The sequence below is a fragment of the Mesorhizobium ciceri WSM4083 genome, assembly GCF_000519305.1.
Lineage (GTDB): Bacteria > Pseudomonadota > Alphaproteobacteria > Rhizobiales > Rhizobiaceae > Mesorhizobium > Mesorhizobium ciceri_B.
This window is the reverse complement of the sequence record NZ_JAFG01000006.1, coordinates 496,892-511,853: the sequence shown is the minus strand read 5'-3', so window position 1 is coordinate 511,853 and position 14,962 is coordinate 496,892. Positions and strand designations below refer to the sequence as shown.

The following is a 14,962-nucleotide window of genomic DNA, read 5'->3' as shown; positions in this document are numbered from 1 at the left end:
CCACAAGGGGAGAAGGAAAGAAGGCCTTAAGGCCTGTGGATGAACGCGGCGCCGAGAATCGGACCGGGCATGCCGTCCTTGCCGACCGACTGCAGCAGCACGGCGCAGCCGCCCTTTTTGGCAATCTCGCTCATCGGCAGTTCGTAGCGCTGTGCCTTGCCATGCCACATGCCGGCGGTCTGGATGCCGGTGACGGCGTTCCAGTAGGTCATCTTGCGGCCGGTATTCTCGCCCTCGCCGACCTTGACCGTCTGCGGCGGGTCGAAATAGACGATGACGACGTGGGCGTCGCTGGGGCCGTTGCCGGCATCGCCGGCGTCGATCGTCACGCGGTCGCTGGTGCGGCTGACCTTGACGGCGACGCGCATGCCTTCGCCGCTCTTGGCCATGCGGGCGAGCGCGCCATCGACCTCGCCGCGGCTGGCGCCGTTGACGTGGACGCGGCCATTGATGACGGCCTGCGGCGTATAGACGGAGCGGCTGCCGAAGGCGCGCATATAGTCGTATTGCCGCTCGGTGTTCTCCTTGCGGCCCAGCGTGTCCTGCCAGCCAAGATAGTCCCAATAGTCGACGTGATAGGCGAGCGCGACGATATCTTCCTTGGCGGCAAGTTCGGAGAACAGCGTATCGGCCGGCGGGCAGGAACTGCAGCCCTGGCTGGTGAACAGCTCCACCACGCCCAATGGCTTGTCGATCTGGGGCCTGTCGATCTGGACCCGGTCGGCATGGGCGCGATCGGATTCGCCGGCATGCCCGGCGCCGGCAGACGCCGAGAAGGCCAGCGCAAGAGCTGCCAGCCACAATGGTTTTCGCGAGGCCATGGCCATTCCGATTCCCGCCGGTGGTGCCGGCTTTATCTTGATTGCTAAAATATGTGGCAGAAGCGGAAGTCAACGGGAAGTCACGTTGCGGTGAAATTTTGCCATTGCAGCCGACCGCAACCCCGCAATAGGAAGGATCTGCGCTTCAGGATAGAAACCGATTCGGGCGACAATCACGATGTGGCAAACGTTTTTGGCGCCGGTCGACCTCTATTGCGAGCGGACCGGCCCGGAATTCTGGTCCGAGCCGGTCAACGCCCTGACCAACCTCGCCTTCATCGCCGCCGGCCTGTGGGGCGTGCGCGAGGTGCGAAGGCTGGGCACCGGCGCCTTCGCCGAGGTGCTGGCCTGGTGGGTGGTGGCGATCGGCATCGGCTCGACGATCTTCCACACCTTTGCCACCAAGGGCACAGTGTGGGCCGACGTGCTGCCAATCGCCGGCTTCACGCTGGCCTACACGCTGTTCAATCTGCGTCGCTTCCTCGGCATGCGATGGGGCAAAGCCATCGCCATCTTCATCGCCTTCTATGTGATTGCCGGGGCGATAACCCTGGCCGTGCCGGACTGGCTGCGCCAGGCGTCGAACGGCACGACGGGCTATCTGCCGCCGTTCCTGGCGCTCGCCTTCTTCGGTGCGCTGGTGGCGGCCAGCGGCAATCGCGCCGGCTGGTATAATCTGGCGGGATCGGCGATCTTCGTCGTGTCCGTTGTCTGCCGGATGATCGATCCGGTGGTCTGCGGCAGTTTTCCGCTTGGAACGCACTTCCTCTGGCACATCCTCAACGGTCTGATGCTGGGTGTGTTGTTGGCCGCCGCGGCGCGGTTCGGGAAGCCGAAGGTAGGGAATAGGGGAATAGGGGAATAGGGGAATAGGGGAATAGGGGAATAGGGGAATAGGTCTTCACCTTCCCTACTCCCTTACTGACCTACTCCCTTACTCCCGTACTAAGCTGCCAGATCGCGCAGCACGTATTGCAGGATGCCGCCGTTCTTGAAGTAATCGAGCTCATCCAGCGTATCGATGCGGCAGATGATCGGCACATTCTTCACCGTACCGTCGCCATAGGTGACCTTGGCGATCATCGTCTGGCGCGGTTTGATGGTGCTCAGCCCGTCGATCTCGACCAGCTCGTCTCCCTTGAGGTTGAGCGATGCCCATGAGGTGCCTTCCTCGAAGACGAAGGGGATAACGCCCATGCCGACCAGGTTCGAGCGATGGATGCGCTCGAAGGACTGGGCGATGACCGCGCGGACACCAAGGAGATTGGTTCCCTTGGCCGCCCAGTCGCGCGACGAGCCGTTGCCGTATTCGACGCCGGCGAAGACGACCAGCGGCACGCCTTCCCTTTTGTATTCCATCGCCGCGTCGTAGATCGATTCCTCTTCCTTCGACGGGTAGTGGATGGTGTAGCCGCCCTCGCGGCCATTCTCGCCCAGCATGTGGTTGCGGATGCGGATGTTGGCGAAGGTGCCGCGCATCATTACCTCGTGATTGCCCCGCCGCGTGCCGTACTGATTGAAGTCGGCGACGCCGACACCGTGATCAGTGAGGTATTTGCCGGCCGGCGAGGCCGCCTTGATCGAACCCGCCGGCGAAATGTGGTCGGTGGTGATCTTGTCGCCGAACAGGCCGAGCACGCGGGCGCCCTTGATGTCGCCGATCTTGCCGAAACCTGACGTCATGCCGGCGAAATAGGGCGGGTTCTGCACATAGGTCGAGTTGTCGTCCCAGGCATAGGTCTGGCCTTCCGGCGCCTTGACGTTCTGCCAGTACTCGTCGCCCTTGAAGACGTCGGCATATTTGCGGGCGAACAGCTCGCGGGTGACGTTCTTCTCGATGAACTCCTGGATCTCGGCCGAGCTCGGCCAGATATCCTTGAGGTAGACCGGCTCGCCGTTCTTGTCCTCGCCGAGCGGCTCGGTGGTCAGGTCCTTGGTGACGGTGCCGGCCAGCGCGTGCGCGACGACCAGCGGCGGCGAGGCCAGATAGTTGGCCTGCACGTCGGGCGAGACGCGGCCTTCGAAGTTGCGGTTGCCGGACAAGACCGCGGCAGCGATCAGGCCCTTGTCGTTGATGGTCTTCGAGATCGGCGCCGGCAGCGGGCCGGAATTGCCGATGCAGGTGGTGCAGCCGAAGCCGACCAGGTTGAAGCCGATCTGATCGAGTTCCTTCTGCAGGCCGGATTTTTCCAGATACTCGGCGACCACCTGGCTGCCCGGCGCCAGCGAAGTCTTCACCCACGGCTTCTGCTTCAAACCGAGGCGGTTGGCGTTGCGGGCCAGGAGGCCGGCGCCGATCAGCACGCTCGGGTTCGAGGTGTTGGTGCACGAAGTGATGGCGGCGATGACGACGTCGCCATGGCCGAGATCATGGTCGGTGCCTTCGACTGCGTAGCGTTTGGAGATTTCGGCGGCCTTCTTGTATTCGGTCTCCATCGCCTTGGCGAAACCTTCCGGAATGCCTTCCAGGGCGACGCGGCCCTCGGGCCGCTTGGGTCCGGCCATCGACGGCACGACGGAGCCAAGTTCCAGCTCGAGCAGATCGGTGAACACCGGATCGGTCGAGCCGGTCTCACGCCACAACCCTTGCGCCTTGGCATAGGCTTCGACCAGCGCGATGCGGTCCTCGCTGCGGCCGGACATTGTGAGATAGCGGATGGTTTCCGAGTCGACCGGGAAGAAGCCGCAGGTGGCGCCATATTCGGGCGCCATGTTGCCGATGGTGGCGCGGTCGGCCAGCGTCATGTTGGAGAGGCCCGGCCCGAAGAACTCGACGAACTTGCCGACGACGCCCTTCTTGCGCAGCATCTGGGTGACGGTGAGCACGAGGTCGGTGGCGGTGACGCCCTCTTTGAGCCTGCCGGTGAGGCGGAAGCCGATCACCTCAGGCAAAAGCATGGAGACGGGCTGGCCGAGCATGGCGGCTTCAGCCTCAATGCCGCCGACGCCCCAGCCGAGCACGCCAAGGCCGTTGATCATGGTGGTGTGCGAATCGGTGCCGACGCAAGTGTCGGGATAGGCGGTTGTTTCGCCATCCTCGGTGTTGGTCCATACCACCTGGCCGAGATATTCGAGGTTGACCTGGTGGCAGATGCCTGTGCCGGGCGGCACGACGCGGAAGTTGCGGAACGCCTGCTGGCCCCATTTGAGGAATTTGTAGCGCTCCTCGTTGCGCTCATATTCGAGCTCGACATTGCGAGCGAAGGCCATCGGCGTGCCGAATTCATCGACGATGACGGAATGGTCGATGACGAGGTCGACCGGCACCAGCGGGTTGATCTTCTGCGGGTCGCCGCCGAGCGAGGCCATGGCGTCGCGCATCGCGGCAAGGTCGACCACGGCCGGAACGCCGGTGAAATCCTGCATCAGCACGCGGGCCGGGCGATAGGCGATCTCGACGCCGGCGGTGCCCTTGTCGGTCAACCAGCCGGCAACCGCCTGGATCGATTCCTTGGTGACGGAGCGGCCGTCCTCGTTGCGCAGCAGGTTTTCCAGCAGCACCTTCATCGAATAGGGCAACTGAGAGATGCCGGTGAGGCCGTTCTTCTCGGCCTCGATGAGGTCGAAATAGGCATACTCCGCGCCGCCTGCGGTCAGCGTGCGGCGGCAATTGAAACTGTCGAGGGATTTTGACACGTGCGATCCTTGTCTGTTCAGCCTGAAAGGGAACGGACGCCGATGGCATGCAATCACGCGCAAAGGTGCGGGTACGGCCATTTCCGCTGTCCGTTCCCAAGCAACCCGAGCCGTTCAAGGCGGCGCGTGCGCTGGTTCGGCGCTAATTCTGTTCCCGTGCCGACCGCTGGCACGGATGCACCGCATATAGAGAATTTTCTGGAATAGTTCTAGACAGTTGGAAAGCAATTTTGTGCGATGCGGCAGCGACCGCGACACATGGTTTCAGGGCAGGCGAGGAATGCGGCTGATCGCCGAAAATCTGGGCGGCGAGCGAGGCGGCGACGCGGTGTTTTCCGGCATCGGCTTTGCCCTTAAGGAGGGTCAAGCCCTTGTCGTCACCGGGCCGAACGGATCGGGCAAGTCGACCTTGCTGCGGGTCATCGCCGGGCTGCTGCCGCTGGCGGAAGGCAGCGTGAGGATTGAAGGTGGCGGCGAAGCGTTTCCGTCTGTTGCCTCGGCCTGTCATTACCTCGGCCACCAGAACGCAATGAAGCCGGCGCTCAGCGTGGCGGAGAATTTGCGCTTCTGGCGCGACTTCAACGGCGATGGGCAGCTCGGCGTCGAAGAGGCGCTTGAAACCGTCGGGCTTGGCGGCATCGGCCACCTGCCGTTCGGCTATCTATCGACCGGGCAGCGACGCCGCGCGGCGATCGCGAAACTGCTGGTCAGCCACCGGCCATTGTGGCTGCTGGACGAGCCGACGGCGGGGCTGGACAAGGCTTCGGAGGCGCGGTTCGCGGGGCTGATGACGAGGCATTGCACGGATGGTGGGATGATTGTCGCGGCGACGCATCTGCCGCTTGGATTGGATGGGGCGAAGGGGTTGATGATGGGGGAAGCCGGTTGATGTCGGCGCTCTACGGCGGGGTGCCTTGGCAAAGGCATTTCACATCATGCTAGCCCTCTTCGCCCGCGACATCCGCCTCAACATCCGTGCCGGCGGCGGGGCGCTGACCGGGGTCATCTTCTTCCTCGCCGTCATCGCCACCATCCCGTTCGGAGTAGGGCCGGACCTGAAGCTGCTGGCCCGCATCGGGCCGGCGATCCTGTGGATCGGTGCGCTGCTGTCCTGTCTGCTCGGGCTCGACCGGCTGTTCCAGGCCGATCGCGAGGACGGCTCGCTCGATCTCCTGGTGCTTGGCAATGATCGCCACATGCTGGCCTTGACGGTGCTGGTGAAATGCCTGGCGCATTGGGCGGGCAGCGTGCTGCCGCTAGTGGTCGCTGCCCCCCTGCTCGGGCTGTTCATGAACATGGAGCCGCTCGGCATCGGCGCCACGGCGCTGACCCTTTTGGTCGGCACGCCGGCAATCACCTTCATCGGTGCTGCCGGTGCGGCGGTGGCGGTGGCGCTGCCGCGTGGCGGGCTGCTGATCTCGGTGCTGGTGCTGCCACTGACCATTCCGGTGCTGATCTTCGGCGTTTCGGCAAGCTATGGGGCGACGGCCAATCCCGATCCGTTTCTGCAGCCCTTCCTCATTCTTGCCGCGCTGACCTTGTTTCTTGGCGTGCTGGGTCCGGTCTCGGCGGCGCTGGCGCTGCAGCATGGCACGGATTGAAGCGGACGCATGAGCGCGAAGGCTGCGGCGCGGCGACCGATTGCGAAGCCGACCGAGCGAGGCTAAGGGAAAAGCATGTCTAGACTGGACGACATGATCGGTTTGGAAGGCCGCACGTCAGCGGAGCCTGCCGCATGAGCGCGCATGCACTTTACGTGACCGCCGCCTACGGCATCACCGCTGTGGTGCTGATCGGGCTGATCGGGTGGATCCTGCTCGACCAGCGGGCACGCAAGCGCGAACTCGCCGAACTGGAAGCGGCCGGAGTGCGGCGGCGCTCCGACAAGGTCGCCAAGCCATGAGCACCGAAACGGAAACGCCGCCGCCACGCACGCGTCGCCTGTTCGTGCTGTTGCCGCTGTTGATCTTCCTCGGCCTGGCCGGACTGTTCCTGTCGCAGCTGCTGTCGGGACGCGATGCTTCGGAAGTGCCGTCGGCCCTGATCGGCCTGCCTGCGCCGCAAACCAGCCTGCCGGCGCTGGAGGGCTCAAACCTGCCGGGGCTCGATTCGAAAACCTTCGCCGGCAAGGTCACATTGGTCAACGTCTTTGCGTCGTGGTGCGCGCCATGCCGCGAAGAGCACCCGGTGCTTTTGGCGCTGTCGCAGGACAAGCGTTTCACCATGGCGGCGCTGAACTACAAGGACCGGCCGGAAAACGCACGCCGGTTCCTCGGCGATCTCGGCAATCCGTTCCAGGCGATAGGGGTCGACGAAGCGGGCCGCGCGGCGATCGACTGGGGCGTCTACGGTGTGCCGGAAACCTTCGTCATCGGCAAGGATGGCAAGATCGCCTACAAACATGTCGGCCCGCTGACGCCCGAGACGGCGAGGGATCTCTTACTGCCACAGATCGAAAAGGCGCTGACGGCACGTTGATATTCAGGTGATGCCGGCCTGCAAACGGCGGCTTCCTGCGCTTCCGGTGCTCACGTACTTAAGTACGCTCCGCTCCGGTTCTCGGAAACCACCGTTTTCGTCTCGGCCTGACCTGAATCTCAACGCACCTTGGCGTGCGTCTTATCGGATTTGAGATCAGCCGTAGATCTGCTTGTGGACCTGGTAGAGCATTTCCGAGCGGTCGGCGCGCATGTCGGCCAGATCGCGGCTGGAAAAGCTGTCGATTTCGGCGACAAGGCGGTTGTAGTGCTTGCGCTTGGCAATGCTGTTGCGAGCGCGGGTCATGAGACTGTCGAGGATCATAGCAAGGTTCCTTTTTGGCGCCGCATTTCGGCGGCGGTTTTCTTCCTCCCTTGATCGATACGAAGCATGACATAGTAATGGTGCATTGCAAAAAGAAGATGTTGCAATGCACCATTGCGCTGGACGCATAGCCGGTTAATGCGGCGCTAACGTCATGCGCAGAGCCGGCAAGCGATCTTTTGTGGGACACTGTGCGTACCCACATTGCCTTCTGTCCCTACGGCTGGCTTGATCCCTGTCATTGATGCCGGGAGGAAAAGCATGGCGGCCGCAGACTATTATGAAATTCTCGATCCGCGCTTCGCGCGCCTGTTCAACGGCAACGCGCAGGTCGAGAAGCTGTTCACAGGATGCCAGTGGGCGGAGGGGCCAGCCTGGTTCGCCGCCGGCCGCTATGTCGTCTGGTCCGACATCCCCAACAATCGCATGCTGCGCTATGACGAGACCGACGGCAATGTCAGCGTCTTCCGGCAGCCGTCCGGCAATTCGAACGGCAACAGCGTCGACCGGCAGGGCCGGCTGATCACCTGCGAGCATTCAGGCCGCCGCGTCAGCCGCACCGAGTTCGACGGCTCGGTCACCACGATCGCGGCCAAATGGAAGGGCAAGCGGCTGAATTCGCCCAACGACGCGGTGGTGAAGTCCGACGGCTCGATCTGGTTCACCGATCCGAGCTACGGCATCGACACCGACTATGAGGGCGACAGGGCCGAGAGCGAAATCGGCGCCTGCCATGTCTACCGGGTCGATCCCGGCACCGGCGAGGTCGAAGCCGTCATCACCGACATGGTCAGGCCCAACGGCCTGGCCTTCTCGCTCGACGAGAGCAAGCTTTATGTCGTCGATACCGGCCGCACGCATGGCGCGCAGAATCCGGCGCATATGCGGGTGTTCAATGTCGGCAAGGGCGGCAAGAAAGTTTCGGGCGAGAAAATCTTCGCCGACTGCACGGCCGGCCTGTTCGACGGCTTCAGGCTCGACGAGGACGGCCGCATCTGGACGAGTGCCGCCGACGGCATCCATTGCTACGATCCGGACGGCACGCTGATCGGCAAGGTCAAGGTACCGGAAGTCACCGCCAATTGCGTGTTCGGCGGCAACAAGCTGAATTGCCTCTACATCGCCGGCACCACGTCGCTCTACATGGTGCGGCTGATGGTCAACGGCGCCAAGACTTACTGAGACTGTTTGGAAATTCTACTCTGGCGGCCATCTGATGGCGTTTTCTGCGCTTCCGGTGCTCACGGACCCAAATGTCCGCTCCGCTCCGGTTCTCGAAACCACCACCATATGACTCGCCAGAGCGAATTTCGAAACAGTCTAGCGACAGTCAACAAATCGAAGGGGAGGACAAAATGCCATTCGTCAACATCCGCATCGTCAAGGAAGTGATATCAGCCGATCCGGCGGGCAAGAAGGCGGATATCGCCAAGAAGGTCACTGCAGCCATCATGGACGCCACCGGGCTGAGCAACGACGATGTCTGGGTGGTTTTTGAAGAGGTCAACGCGCGCGATTGGTACGTTGGCAAGACTGATGTGGAGACGCTGCGAAAGGGCTAGCTCGAAGGTGTGGGATGGCCGCCGCTCAACGCGAGCGGATAAACTCCGCGAAGGCATTCAGCGCATCATGCATCGCCTGCCGGTTCGCCGGCTCGTCGAGGATGCCCGCCACCTCCGGCGGCTTCTTGCCGAGCAGTGCAATCTCCAGCACATCGTCGCAAAGCGCGAACGACATGGTGCGCATGATCTCGACCAGGGCGGCGCGAGCGAACAGCGAGCGCGGCGAGGCGTGCACCAGCATGGCCGGCTTGGCGACGGCGGCGTCGCGCGAGACCAGCCAGTCGAGCCCGTTCTTCAGCCCGCCCGGCACGCCATGGGCATATTCCGGACAGGAGACGATCACGCCGTCGGCTCGGGTGACGGCATCGATCAGCTTGGAGGCTTCGAGCGGTGTCCGCTCGCCTTCATCGTCGGGATTGAAGATCGGCAGACCGCCAAGCCCGTCATGGACGGTGACGCGGCAGCCGGGCGGTGTGTTGCGCGCCAGTGCTGCGAGCAGCGCCGAATTGGTGGAAGCCGCGCGCAGGCTTCCGGAAATGGCAAGAATGTTCAGCAAGATGGACCAGTCAGGACGAATCGTGGGTCGAAAAACCTACCACATCGTCTTCTTGTACTCCTCGTCGAGCCATCGATCGGTCGCCTCGGCAGAATCGGCAACCGCCAGTTGATCGCGCATGATCTGGCCGAGCGTCGGCAGCGTCGCGCGGTCGTACCAGGTTTCCGGCTTCCACAGGTCCGAGCGCATGAAGGCTTTTGCGCAGTGCATGTAGGCGGCCTTGACGCTGACCACGACAACGCTTTGCGGCTCCCTGCCGTCGACGGCGAGCCGTTCGCGAAAATTTGCGTCGACGGTGATGCGGGCATCGCCGTTGACGCGCAGCGTCTCGTTCATGCCGGGAATGAGGAAGAGCAGCCCGACCGAGGGATTGAGGAGAATGTTCTCCAGCGTGTCGAGCCGGTTGTTGCCGGGCCGGTCGGGAATGGCGATGGTGGTGTCGTCGAGAACGGTGGCAAAGCCCGGTTTGTCGCCCTTCGGCGTCACATCGGCATTGCCGGCACCGTCGGACGAGCCGATCAGCACGAACGGGCTCTTGCCGATGAAGGAGCGGCAATGGCCGTCAAGTTTTTTCAGCTCCTTGCGGATAGAACCATCGGTCGGCCGTGGCGTCTTGTAGATCGTCCTCAACTGGTCGCGCGTGGTGATGAAATCCATGTCCCTCTCCCCAAAACGGTTCATTGTCTCACGAACGCAGAACCGCTGTTTCCCTTTGTTTTGACGCAGCTCCGGACACTCTCCTGGAACTGCTCTATTTCCCGGCCTTCTCTTCTTTGCCGGCCTTGTCCTCGAGTGAATGACGCAGGATCAGCGGCATCTGGCTGAAGGTGAACAGAAGCGTGATCGGCATGATGCCCCAGACCTTGAAAGTAACCCAGGCATCGGTGGAAAAATTGCGCCACACCACCTCATTGACGATGGCCAGGAACAGGAAGAACAGGCCCCAGCGGAAGGTCAGTTTCCGCCAGCCTTCGGCGTCGAGGCTGAAGGCCGAATCGAAGACATAGCCAAGCAGCGACTTGCCGAAGTAGAGGCCGCCGAGCAGCACGCCTCCGAACAGCGTGTTGACGATGGTCGGCTTCATCTTGATGAAGATGTCGTCCTGCAGATAGAGCGTCAGCGCGCCGAAGATGAAGACGACGACGCCCGACACCATCGGCATGATCGGCAAGGTGCGGGTGAGCAGCCACGAGGCGATCAGGGCGATTGCCGTGGCGGCCATGAACAGCCCGGTGGCGACGAAAATCGGCCCGCCGAACTCGGCCAGAACAGGGAATTTCTGCACCAGCCATCCGCCGCGCGCATTGGCGAAGAAGAACACCATCAACGGACCCAGCTCCAGCACCAGCTTGAGCAGCGGATTGACGCCTTCCTTCTTCTGCTTCTGCGGGTCCGACGGATCGCGTTCGAGAATGGGTGGGTTCATGGAATCTCTTTCTTGTGCATGATCCGAATCCAAAAAGGCTGCACCTTTTTGGGACATGCTTGTTAGGCCACTCCAGCGATCGCCCTGGCGAATTCGCTTGCCGAGAAAGGTTCGAGGTCGTCGACCTGTTCGCCGACGCCGATGAAATAGACCGGCAATTTGTGCTTTGCCGCGATCGCCACCAGAATACCGCCGCGCGCCGTGCCGTCCAGCTTGGTCATCACCAGGCCGTTGACGCCGGCGATATTGCGGAAGATCTCGACCTGGTTGAGCGCGTTCTGGCCGGTGGTGGCGTCGACCGTCTGCAGCACGGTGTGCGGTGCTTCCGGATCGAGCTTGCCGAGCACGCGGACGATCTTCTCGAGTTCGGCCATCAGTTCGGTCTTGTTCTGCAGGCGGCCGGCGGTGTCGATGATCAGCACGTCGGAACCGGCTTCCTTTGCCCGTTCGAAGGCGTCATAGGCCAGTCCCGCGGCATCGGCGCCGAGCTTGGAGGCGATCACCGGCGATTTCGTCCGCTCGCCCCAGATCTTCAATTGCTCGATCGCCGCGGCGCGGAAGGTGTCGCCGGCGGCGAGCATCACCGACAGGCCGCCATCGGTCAGCTTGGCGGCGAGCTTACCGATCGTGGTGGTCTTGCCGGTGCCGTTGACGCCGACCACCAGGATGACATGGGGCTTGTGTGAAAGGTCGAGCTCCAGCGGCATGGCGACATGGGTCAGCACCTTTTCCACCTCGGCCGCCATGATGGCGCGGACCTCGGTGTCGGAGACGTCCTTGCCGTAGCGGCTGGCGGCCAGCGCATCGGTAACGCGCAAGGCCGTCTCCATGCCGAGATCGGCGCGGATCAGCACATCCTCGAGGTCCTGCAAAGTCTCTTCGTCCAGCTTGCGCTTGGTGAAGACGCCGGCAATGTTGCCGGTGAGTTCCTTGGAGGAGCGGGCAAGCCCGTCCTTCATGCGCTGGAACCAGGAGCGCCTCGGTGCCAATTCGGGCGCCTTCTGCGGCTCGGCCTTCTGCTCGACCTTCTTGGTGACGGTCACCTTGCCGGGGGCGGCTTTCGGCTCCGGCGCGGGTTGCGGCTCGGGCGCGATTTCCGCAATGACCGGCTGCGATTCGATCGGCGCAAGCTGGCGAATGGGAGGTGCGATTTCGGCAGTCGGGGCTTCGGGCGTCGGCGCTGAAACTTCGCCCTTCCCCCCGTCACTATACGTGGAGAAGGTGCCGGCAGGCGGATGAGGGGCGGCGTCGACCTCTGAAGACGGCTGAAGAGGAGACGGCGCCGGTGTCGGCACCTCGATCGGCGCTGGTGTTTCTGCCGGAACCTCGATAGGCGTCGGCACTTCGACCGGGGTCGGCTCCGGCTGCTTTTCCGGCCGCGACGGAACGATCTCCGGCTCGGCCGGCGCCGGAGCAGGGACTTCTTGCGGCTGCGGTTCGGGAGCAGGCTCCGGAACGGCGGGAGGTGTTGGTATCTCCTCGGGCGCCGGCGGCTCGGCTGGCGTCTCGGGCGCTGGTTCTTCTTGTGGCTCGGGCTCCGGTAGCGGTTCCGGCTCGGAGGGAACAGTCGGCTCCGGTGCTGGCGGGATGGTTGGCTCCGGCTCGGGCACCGGCTCCTCGACAGGCGCCGGCTGCGGCGCAGGAATTACCTCCGGCTCGGCCGGCGCCGGCGCCGTTTCCGCCTCGGGCCGCGGCTCGTCGCGCTTCAAGAACTCCGGAACGACCTGTTCGGCCGCCGGCTTCAGAGCATCGAGTGCTTCCCATTTGATCGGCGGCAGCGGGGCGGTCTCGTCGATCCGCTCCTCGACAATCTCTTTCTTGCCGAACGAAAATATCTTCTTGAAAAAACCAGCCATGCTTTGCGTTTCTCAGGCGGCGCGGGCGGCAAGGGGCGCCGCGATCAGCCTGCTACCATCGTGGCCTGATATCTCAGCCTCGACGATCTCACCCGGTGCGCCCGTGCCGAGTGCGGCAAGCGTAAAACCCTCGGTGCGGCCAAGGCCGTCGCGTTCGATCAGGATCGACTGACGCGTACCGGTGAGCGACGACAGATGCCTGACATAGGCAGCTTCACCGGCGGCGCGCAGCCGGGCGGCGCGCTGCTTGACCACCTCGCGGCGCAGCTGCGGCATGCGCGCGGCGGGCGTGCCTTTGCGTGGGCTGAAGGGGAAGACGTGGAGATGGGTCAGGCCACACTCCTCGACGATTTTCTCCGAGTTCTCGAACATTTCGTCGGTCTCGGTCGGGAAGCCGGCGATGATGTCGGCGCCGAAGACGATGCCGGGGCGCAGCTTGCGCATATCCTCGCAGAAGCGGATCGACTGATCGCGTAGATGCCTTCGCTTCATCCGCTTCAGGATCATGTCGTCGCCCGATTGCAGCGACAGATGCAGATGCGGCATCAACCGTGGCTCCGTGGCGATGGCGTCGAGCAAAACGTCGTCGGCCTCGATCGAATCGATGGAGGACAGCCGCAGGCGCTTCACATCGGGCACCTGTTTCAGGATCGTTTTCACCAATTTGCCAAGCTTCGGCGCGCCCGGAAGGTCGGCCCCAAAACTGGTCATGTCGACGCCGGTCAGAACGATCTCGGCATAGCCGTTGCCGGCGAGCCGCTTGACCTGCTCGACCACGGCTCCCATCGGCACCGAGCGCGAATTGCCGCGGCCGTAGGGAATGATGCAAAAGGTGCAGCGGTGGTCGCAGCCGTTCTGCACCTGGACGAAAGCGCGTGCCCGGCCCTCGATGGCGTCGACCATGTGACCTGCGGTCTCACGCACCGAAAAGATATCGTTGACGCGCGCCTTCTCGGTGTCGTTGACGCCGAAATCCGGCAGCGCGCGATAAGAGTTGGCCTTCAGCTTCTCCTCATTGCCAAGCACGAGATCGACCTCGTCCATGGCGGCGAATTTTTCAGGCTCGGTCTGTGCGGCGCAGCCGGTGACGATGATGCGGGCCTGCGGGTTGTCGCGGCGCGCCCTGCGGATCGCCTGCTTGGCCTGGCGCACTGCCTCGCCGGTGACAGCGCAGGTGTTGAAGATCACGGCGCCGCCGTCCAGCGCGCCCAGGCCGGCACTTTCAGCCTCGCGCCGCATCACCTGCGATTCATAGGTGTTCAGCCGGCAGCCGAAGGTGACGACATCGATCCCCGGGGATATCGGGCTCTTGGGCAGAGCGGACATCAGGCCGCGCTTTCGGTGTCGCGGGCCCATGTCCCTATCGACGGGTCGAAGCTGCCGGAAAATTCCCATTCGGCAGCGCCCGTCAGGACCACGTGGTCATCGTCGCGCCATTCGACATGCAGCGTACCGCCGCCTGGCGTCAGCAGACTGACGCTGCGGCCGGTCCGGTTGGTGCGGGCGGCTGCGACCACTGCCGCGCAGGAGGCCGAGCCACAGGCCTTGGTCAGGCCGGCGCCGCGCTCCCATGTGCGGATGATCATGATTTCGGGCGAAGTAACCTGAGCGATGGTTATGTTGGCGCGTTCGGGGAACATCGGGTGGTTCTCGAGCAGCGGGCCGAAGCGGTCGAGCTCATAGGACCAGACGTCGCGGTCGACCCAGAAGATGGCGTGCGGGTTACCCATCGAGACGACCGAGGGTGAATGCAGCACCGGCGCGTCGATCGGGCCGATCTGCAGCTCGATCATGCGGGTGTCGCGGAATTCCTCGGCCAGCGGAATGTCCTGCCAGCCGAAGCGCGGCGTGCCCATGTCGACCGAGATCGAACCATCGGCATGTTCGCGCGCATTGAGGATGCCCGCCACGGTTTCGAAGGTGAAGGTCTTCTGGCCGGTCTCGGCGGCGAGCGCCTGGACGACGCAGCGCATGCCATTGCCGCAGGCCTGCGCGCCGGTTCCGTCGGAGTTCAATATGTCGATGAAAAAGGCGGTGCCCGGCGTCCTGGCATCGTGGATCGCCATGATCTGGTCGAAGCTGGTCGCAGAATCGGCGTTCAGCGCAATCGCCGCCGCCGCCGCCACCCGATCGGCACGGCCACGCATATCAGCAACGATGATCTCGTTGCCGATGCCGTTCATCTTGGCGAAAGGGGCAGTGCTGGCCATTGCTCCGAAAAATTCCGTGTCCGTTTGGCGCTATATGGCGGAAACGGGCAGGAATTACCAGTGCGCAGCCGCTTGGTCACGGCGAAAGCGCCG

Annotated in this window: 16 protein-coding genes; 7 read left to right on the top strand and 9 right to left on the bottom strand. The window is 63.4% G+C overall.

Features of this window, described 5'->3' with window-relative positions; all coding sequences use genetic code 11:
• Nucleotides 1–26: 26 nt before the first annotated feature.
• On the bottom strand, nucleotides 27–827 hold the full coding sequence (locus MESCI2_RS0115920) for a DUF1223 domain-containing protein (RefSeq protein ID WP_027037457.1): 801 nt from the start codon (nucleotides 825–827) through the stop codon (nucleotides 27–29).
• Nucleotides 828–999: 172 nt separating this feature from the next.
• Between MESCI2_RS0115920 and MESCI2_RS0115915 the strand changes: the two genes are divergently transcribed.
• Nucleotides 1,000–1,686, top strand: a complete 687-nt coding sequence (locus tag MESCI2_RS0115915) for a ceramidase domain-containing protein (RefSeq protein WP_027037456.1) — start codon at nucleotides 1,000–1,002, stop codon at nucleotides 1,684–1,686.
• 80 nt (nucleotides 1,687–1,766) lie between these two features.
• On the opposite strand, the gene acnA is transcribed toward MESCI2_RS0115915, so the two are convergent.
• The gene (gene acnA, locus MESCI2_RS0115910) at nucleotides 1,767–4,457 is read right to left on the bottom strand and encodes an aconitate hydratase AcnA (protein WP_027037455.1); all 2,691 of its coding nucleotides are present in this window, start codon (nucleotides 4,455–4,457) and stop codon (nucleotides 1,767–1,769) included.
• A gap of 280 nt (nucleotides 4,458–4,737) precedes the next feature.
• Between acnA and ccmA the strand changes: the two genes are divergently transcribed.
• From ccmA to MESCI2_RS0115890, 4 genes are all read left to right on the top strand, one after another.
• Nucleotides 4,738–5,346: a heme ABC exporter ATP-binding protein CcmA gene (gene ccmA, locus MESCI2_RS0115905; RefSeq protein WP_027037454.1), complete on the top strand. Its 609-nt coding sequence runs from the start codon at nucleotides 4,738–4,740 to the stop codon at nucleotides 5,344–5,346.
• A 46-nt stretch (nucleotides 5,347–5,392) separates the two neighbouring features.
• Nucleotides 5,393–6,058, top strand: a complete 666-nt coding sequence (gene ccmB, locus MESCI2_RS0115900) for a heme exporter protein CcmB (protein WP_027037453.1) — start codon at nucleotides 5,393–5,395, stop codon at nucleotides 6,056–6,058.
• 134 nt (nucleotides 6,059–6,192) lie between these two features.
• Nucleotides 6,193–6,360, top strand: coding sequence for a heme exporter protein CcmD (ccmD, locus tag MESCI2_RS0115895; protein ID WP_027037452.1), 168 nt, complete (start codon nucleotides 6,193–6,195; stop codon nucleotides 6,358–6,360).
• Nucleotides 6,357–6,935, top strand: a complete 579-nt coding sequence (locus MESCI2_RS0115890) for a DsbE family thiol:disulfide interchange protein (RefSeq protein ID WP_027037451.1) — start codon at nucleotides 6,357–6,359, stop codon at nucleotides 6,933–6,935. Before ccmD ends, MESCI2_RS0115890 begins: the two co-directional genes overlap by 4 nt.
• 156 nt (nucleotides 6,936–7,091) lie before the next feature.
• On the opposite strand, the gene MESCI2_RS1000000136895 is transcribed toward MESCI2_RS0115890, so the two are convergent.
• Nucleotides 7,092–7,259 (bottom strand): hypothetical protein, encoded by a 168-nt coding sequence (locus tag MESCI2_RS1000000136895; RefSeq protein WP_081738754.1) that lies wholly within the window; start codon nucleotides 7,257–7,259, stop codon nucleotides 7,092–7,094.
• Nucleotides 7,260–7,520: 261 nt separating this feature from the next.
• Between MESCI2_RS1000000136895 and MESCI2_RS0115880 the strand changes: the two genes are divergently transcribed.
• Together MESCI2_RS0115880 and MESCI2_RS0115875 are read left to right on the top strand one after the other, a co-directional pair.
• Nucleotides 7,521–8,441, top strand: a complete 921-nt coding sequence (locus MESCI2_RS0115880) for an SMP-30/gluconolactonase/LRE family protein (protein ID WP_027037450.1) — start codon at nucleotides 7,521–7,523, stop codon at nucleotides 8,439–8,441.
• A gap of 173 nt (nucleotides 8,442–8,614) precedes the next feature.
• A complete protein-coding gene (locus MESCI2_RS0115875) occupies nucleotides 8,615–8,821 on the top strand; it encodes a tautomerase family protein (protein WP_023811297.1) in 207 nt (68 codons plus the stop codon).
• 25 nt (nucleotides 8,822–8,846) lie between these two features.
• Here MESCI2_RS0115875 and MESCI2_RS0115870 read toward each other — a convergent pair whose 3' ends face one another.
• The 6 genes from MESCI2_RS0115870 to dapF form a co-directional block, all read right to left on the bottom strand.
• Nucleotides 8,847–9,377 (bottom strand): NADPH-dependent FMN reductase, encoded by a 531-nt coding sequence (locus tag MESCI2_RS0115870; RefSeq protein WP_027037449.1) that lies wholly within the window; start codon nucleotides 9,375–9,377, stop codon nucleotides 8,847–8,849.
• Between the two features lie 36 nt (nucleotides 9,378–9,413).
• Nucleotides 9,414–10,034 (bottom strand): pyridoxamine 5'-phosphate oxidase family protein, encoded by a 621-nt coding sequence (locus MESCI2_RS0115865; protein WP_027037448.1) that lies wholly within the window; start codon nucleotides 10,032–10,034, stop codon nucleotides 9,414–9,416.
• 94 nt (nucleotides 10,035–10,128) lie between these two features.
• Entirely contained in the window at nucleotides 10,129–10,803 is a 675-nt protein-coding gene (locus tag MESCI2_RS0115860) for a septation protein A (protein WP_027037447.1), read from the bottom strand.
• Nucleotides 10,804–10,865: 62 nt separating this feature from the next.
• A complete protein-coding gene (gene ftsY / locus MESCI2_RS0115855; RefSeq protein ID WP_027037446.1) occupies nucleotides 10,866–12,659 on the bottom strand; it encodes a signal recognition particle-docking protein FtsY in 1,794 nt (597 codons plus the stop codon).
• 12 nt (nucleotides 12,660–12,671) lie between these two features.
• The gene (mtaB, locus tag MESCI2_RS0115850) at nucleotides 12,672–13,985 is read right to left on the bottom strand and encodes a tRNA (N(6)-L-threonylcarbamoyladenosine(37)-C(2))-methylthiotransferase MtaB (RefSeq protein ID WP_027037445.1); all 1,314 of its coding nucleotides are present in this window, start codon (nucleotides 13,983–13,985) and stop codon (nucleotides 12,672–12,674) included.
• Entirely contained in the window at nucleotides 13,985–14,869 is an 885-nt protein-coding gene (gene dapF / locus MESCI2_RS0115845; protein ID WP_027037444.1) for a diaminopimelate epimerase, read from the bottom strand. Before dapF ends, mtaB begins: the two co-directional genes overlap by 1 nt.
• Nucleotides 14,870–14,962: the final 93 nt, after the last annotated feature.

Coding starts and splice junctions, on each gene's coding strand:
- MESCI2_RS0115865 (WP_027037448.1), bottom strand. CDS start 10,034: ATGGATTTCATCACCACGCGCGACCAGTTGAGGACGATCTACAAGACG.
- MESCI2_RS0115875 (WP_023811297.1), top strand. CDS start 8,615: ATGCCATTCGTCAACATCCGCATCGTCAAGGAAGTGATATCAGCCGAT.
- mtaB (WP_027037445.1), bottom strand. CDS start 13,985: ATGTCCGCTCTGCCCAAGAGCCCGATATCCCCGGGGATCGATGTCGTC.
- MESCI2_RS0115890 (WP_027037451.1), top strand. CDS start 6,357: ATGAGCACCGAAACGGAAACGCCGCCGCCACGCACGCGTCGCCTGTTC.
- ftsY (WP_027037446.1), bottom strand. CDS start 12,659: ATGGCTGGTTTTTTCAAGAAGATATTTTCGTTCGGCAAGAAAGAGATT.
- ccmA (WP_027037454.1), top strand. CDS start 4,738: ATGCGGCTGATCGCCGAAAATCTGGGCGGCGAGCGAGGCGGCGACGCG.
- MESCI2_RS0115915 (WP_027037456.1), top strand. CDS start 1,000: ATGTGGCAAACGTTTTTGGCGCCGGTCGACCTCTATTGCGAGCGGACC.
- dapF (WP_027037444.1), bottom strand. CDS start 14,869: ATGGCCAGCACTGCCCCTTTCGCCAAGATGAACGGCATCGGCAACGAG.
- MESCI2_RS0115880 (WP_027037450.1), top strand. CDS start 7,521: ATGGCGGCCGCAGACTATTATGAAATTCTCGATCCGCGCTTCGCGCGC.
- ccmD (WP_027037452.1), top strand. CDS start 6,193: ATGAGCGCGCATGCACTTTACGTGACCGCCGCCTACGGCATCACCGCT.
- MESCI2_RS1000000136895 (WP_081738754.1), bottom strand. CDS start 7,259: ATGATCCTCGACAGTCTCATGACCCGCGCTCGCAACAGCATTGCCAAG.
- MESCI2_RS0115920 (WP_027037457.1), bottom strand. CDS start 827: ATGGCCATGGCCTCGCGAAAACCATTGTGGCTGGCAGCTCTTGCGCTG.
- ccmB (WP_027037453.1), top strand. CDS start 5,393: ATGCTAGCCCTCTTCGCCCGCGACATCCGCCTCAACATCCGTGCCGGC.
- MESCI2_RS0115860 (WP_027037447.1), bottom strand. CDS start 10,803: ATGAACCCACCCATTCTCGAACGCGATCCGTCGGACCCGCAGAAGCAG.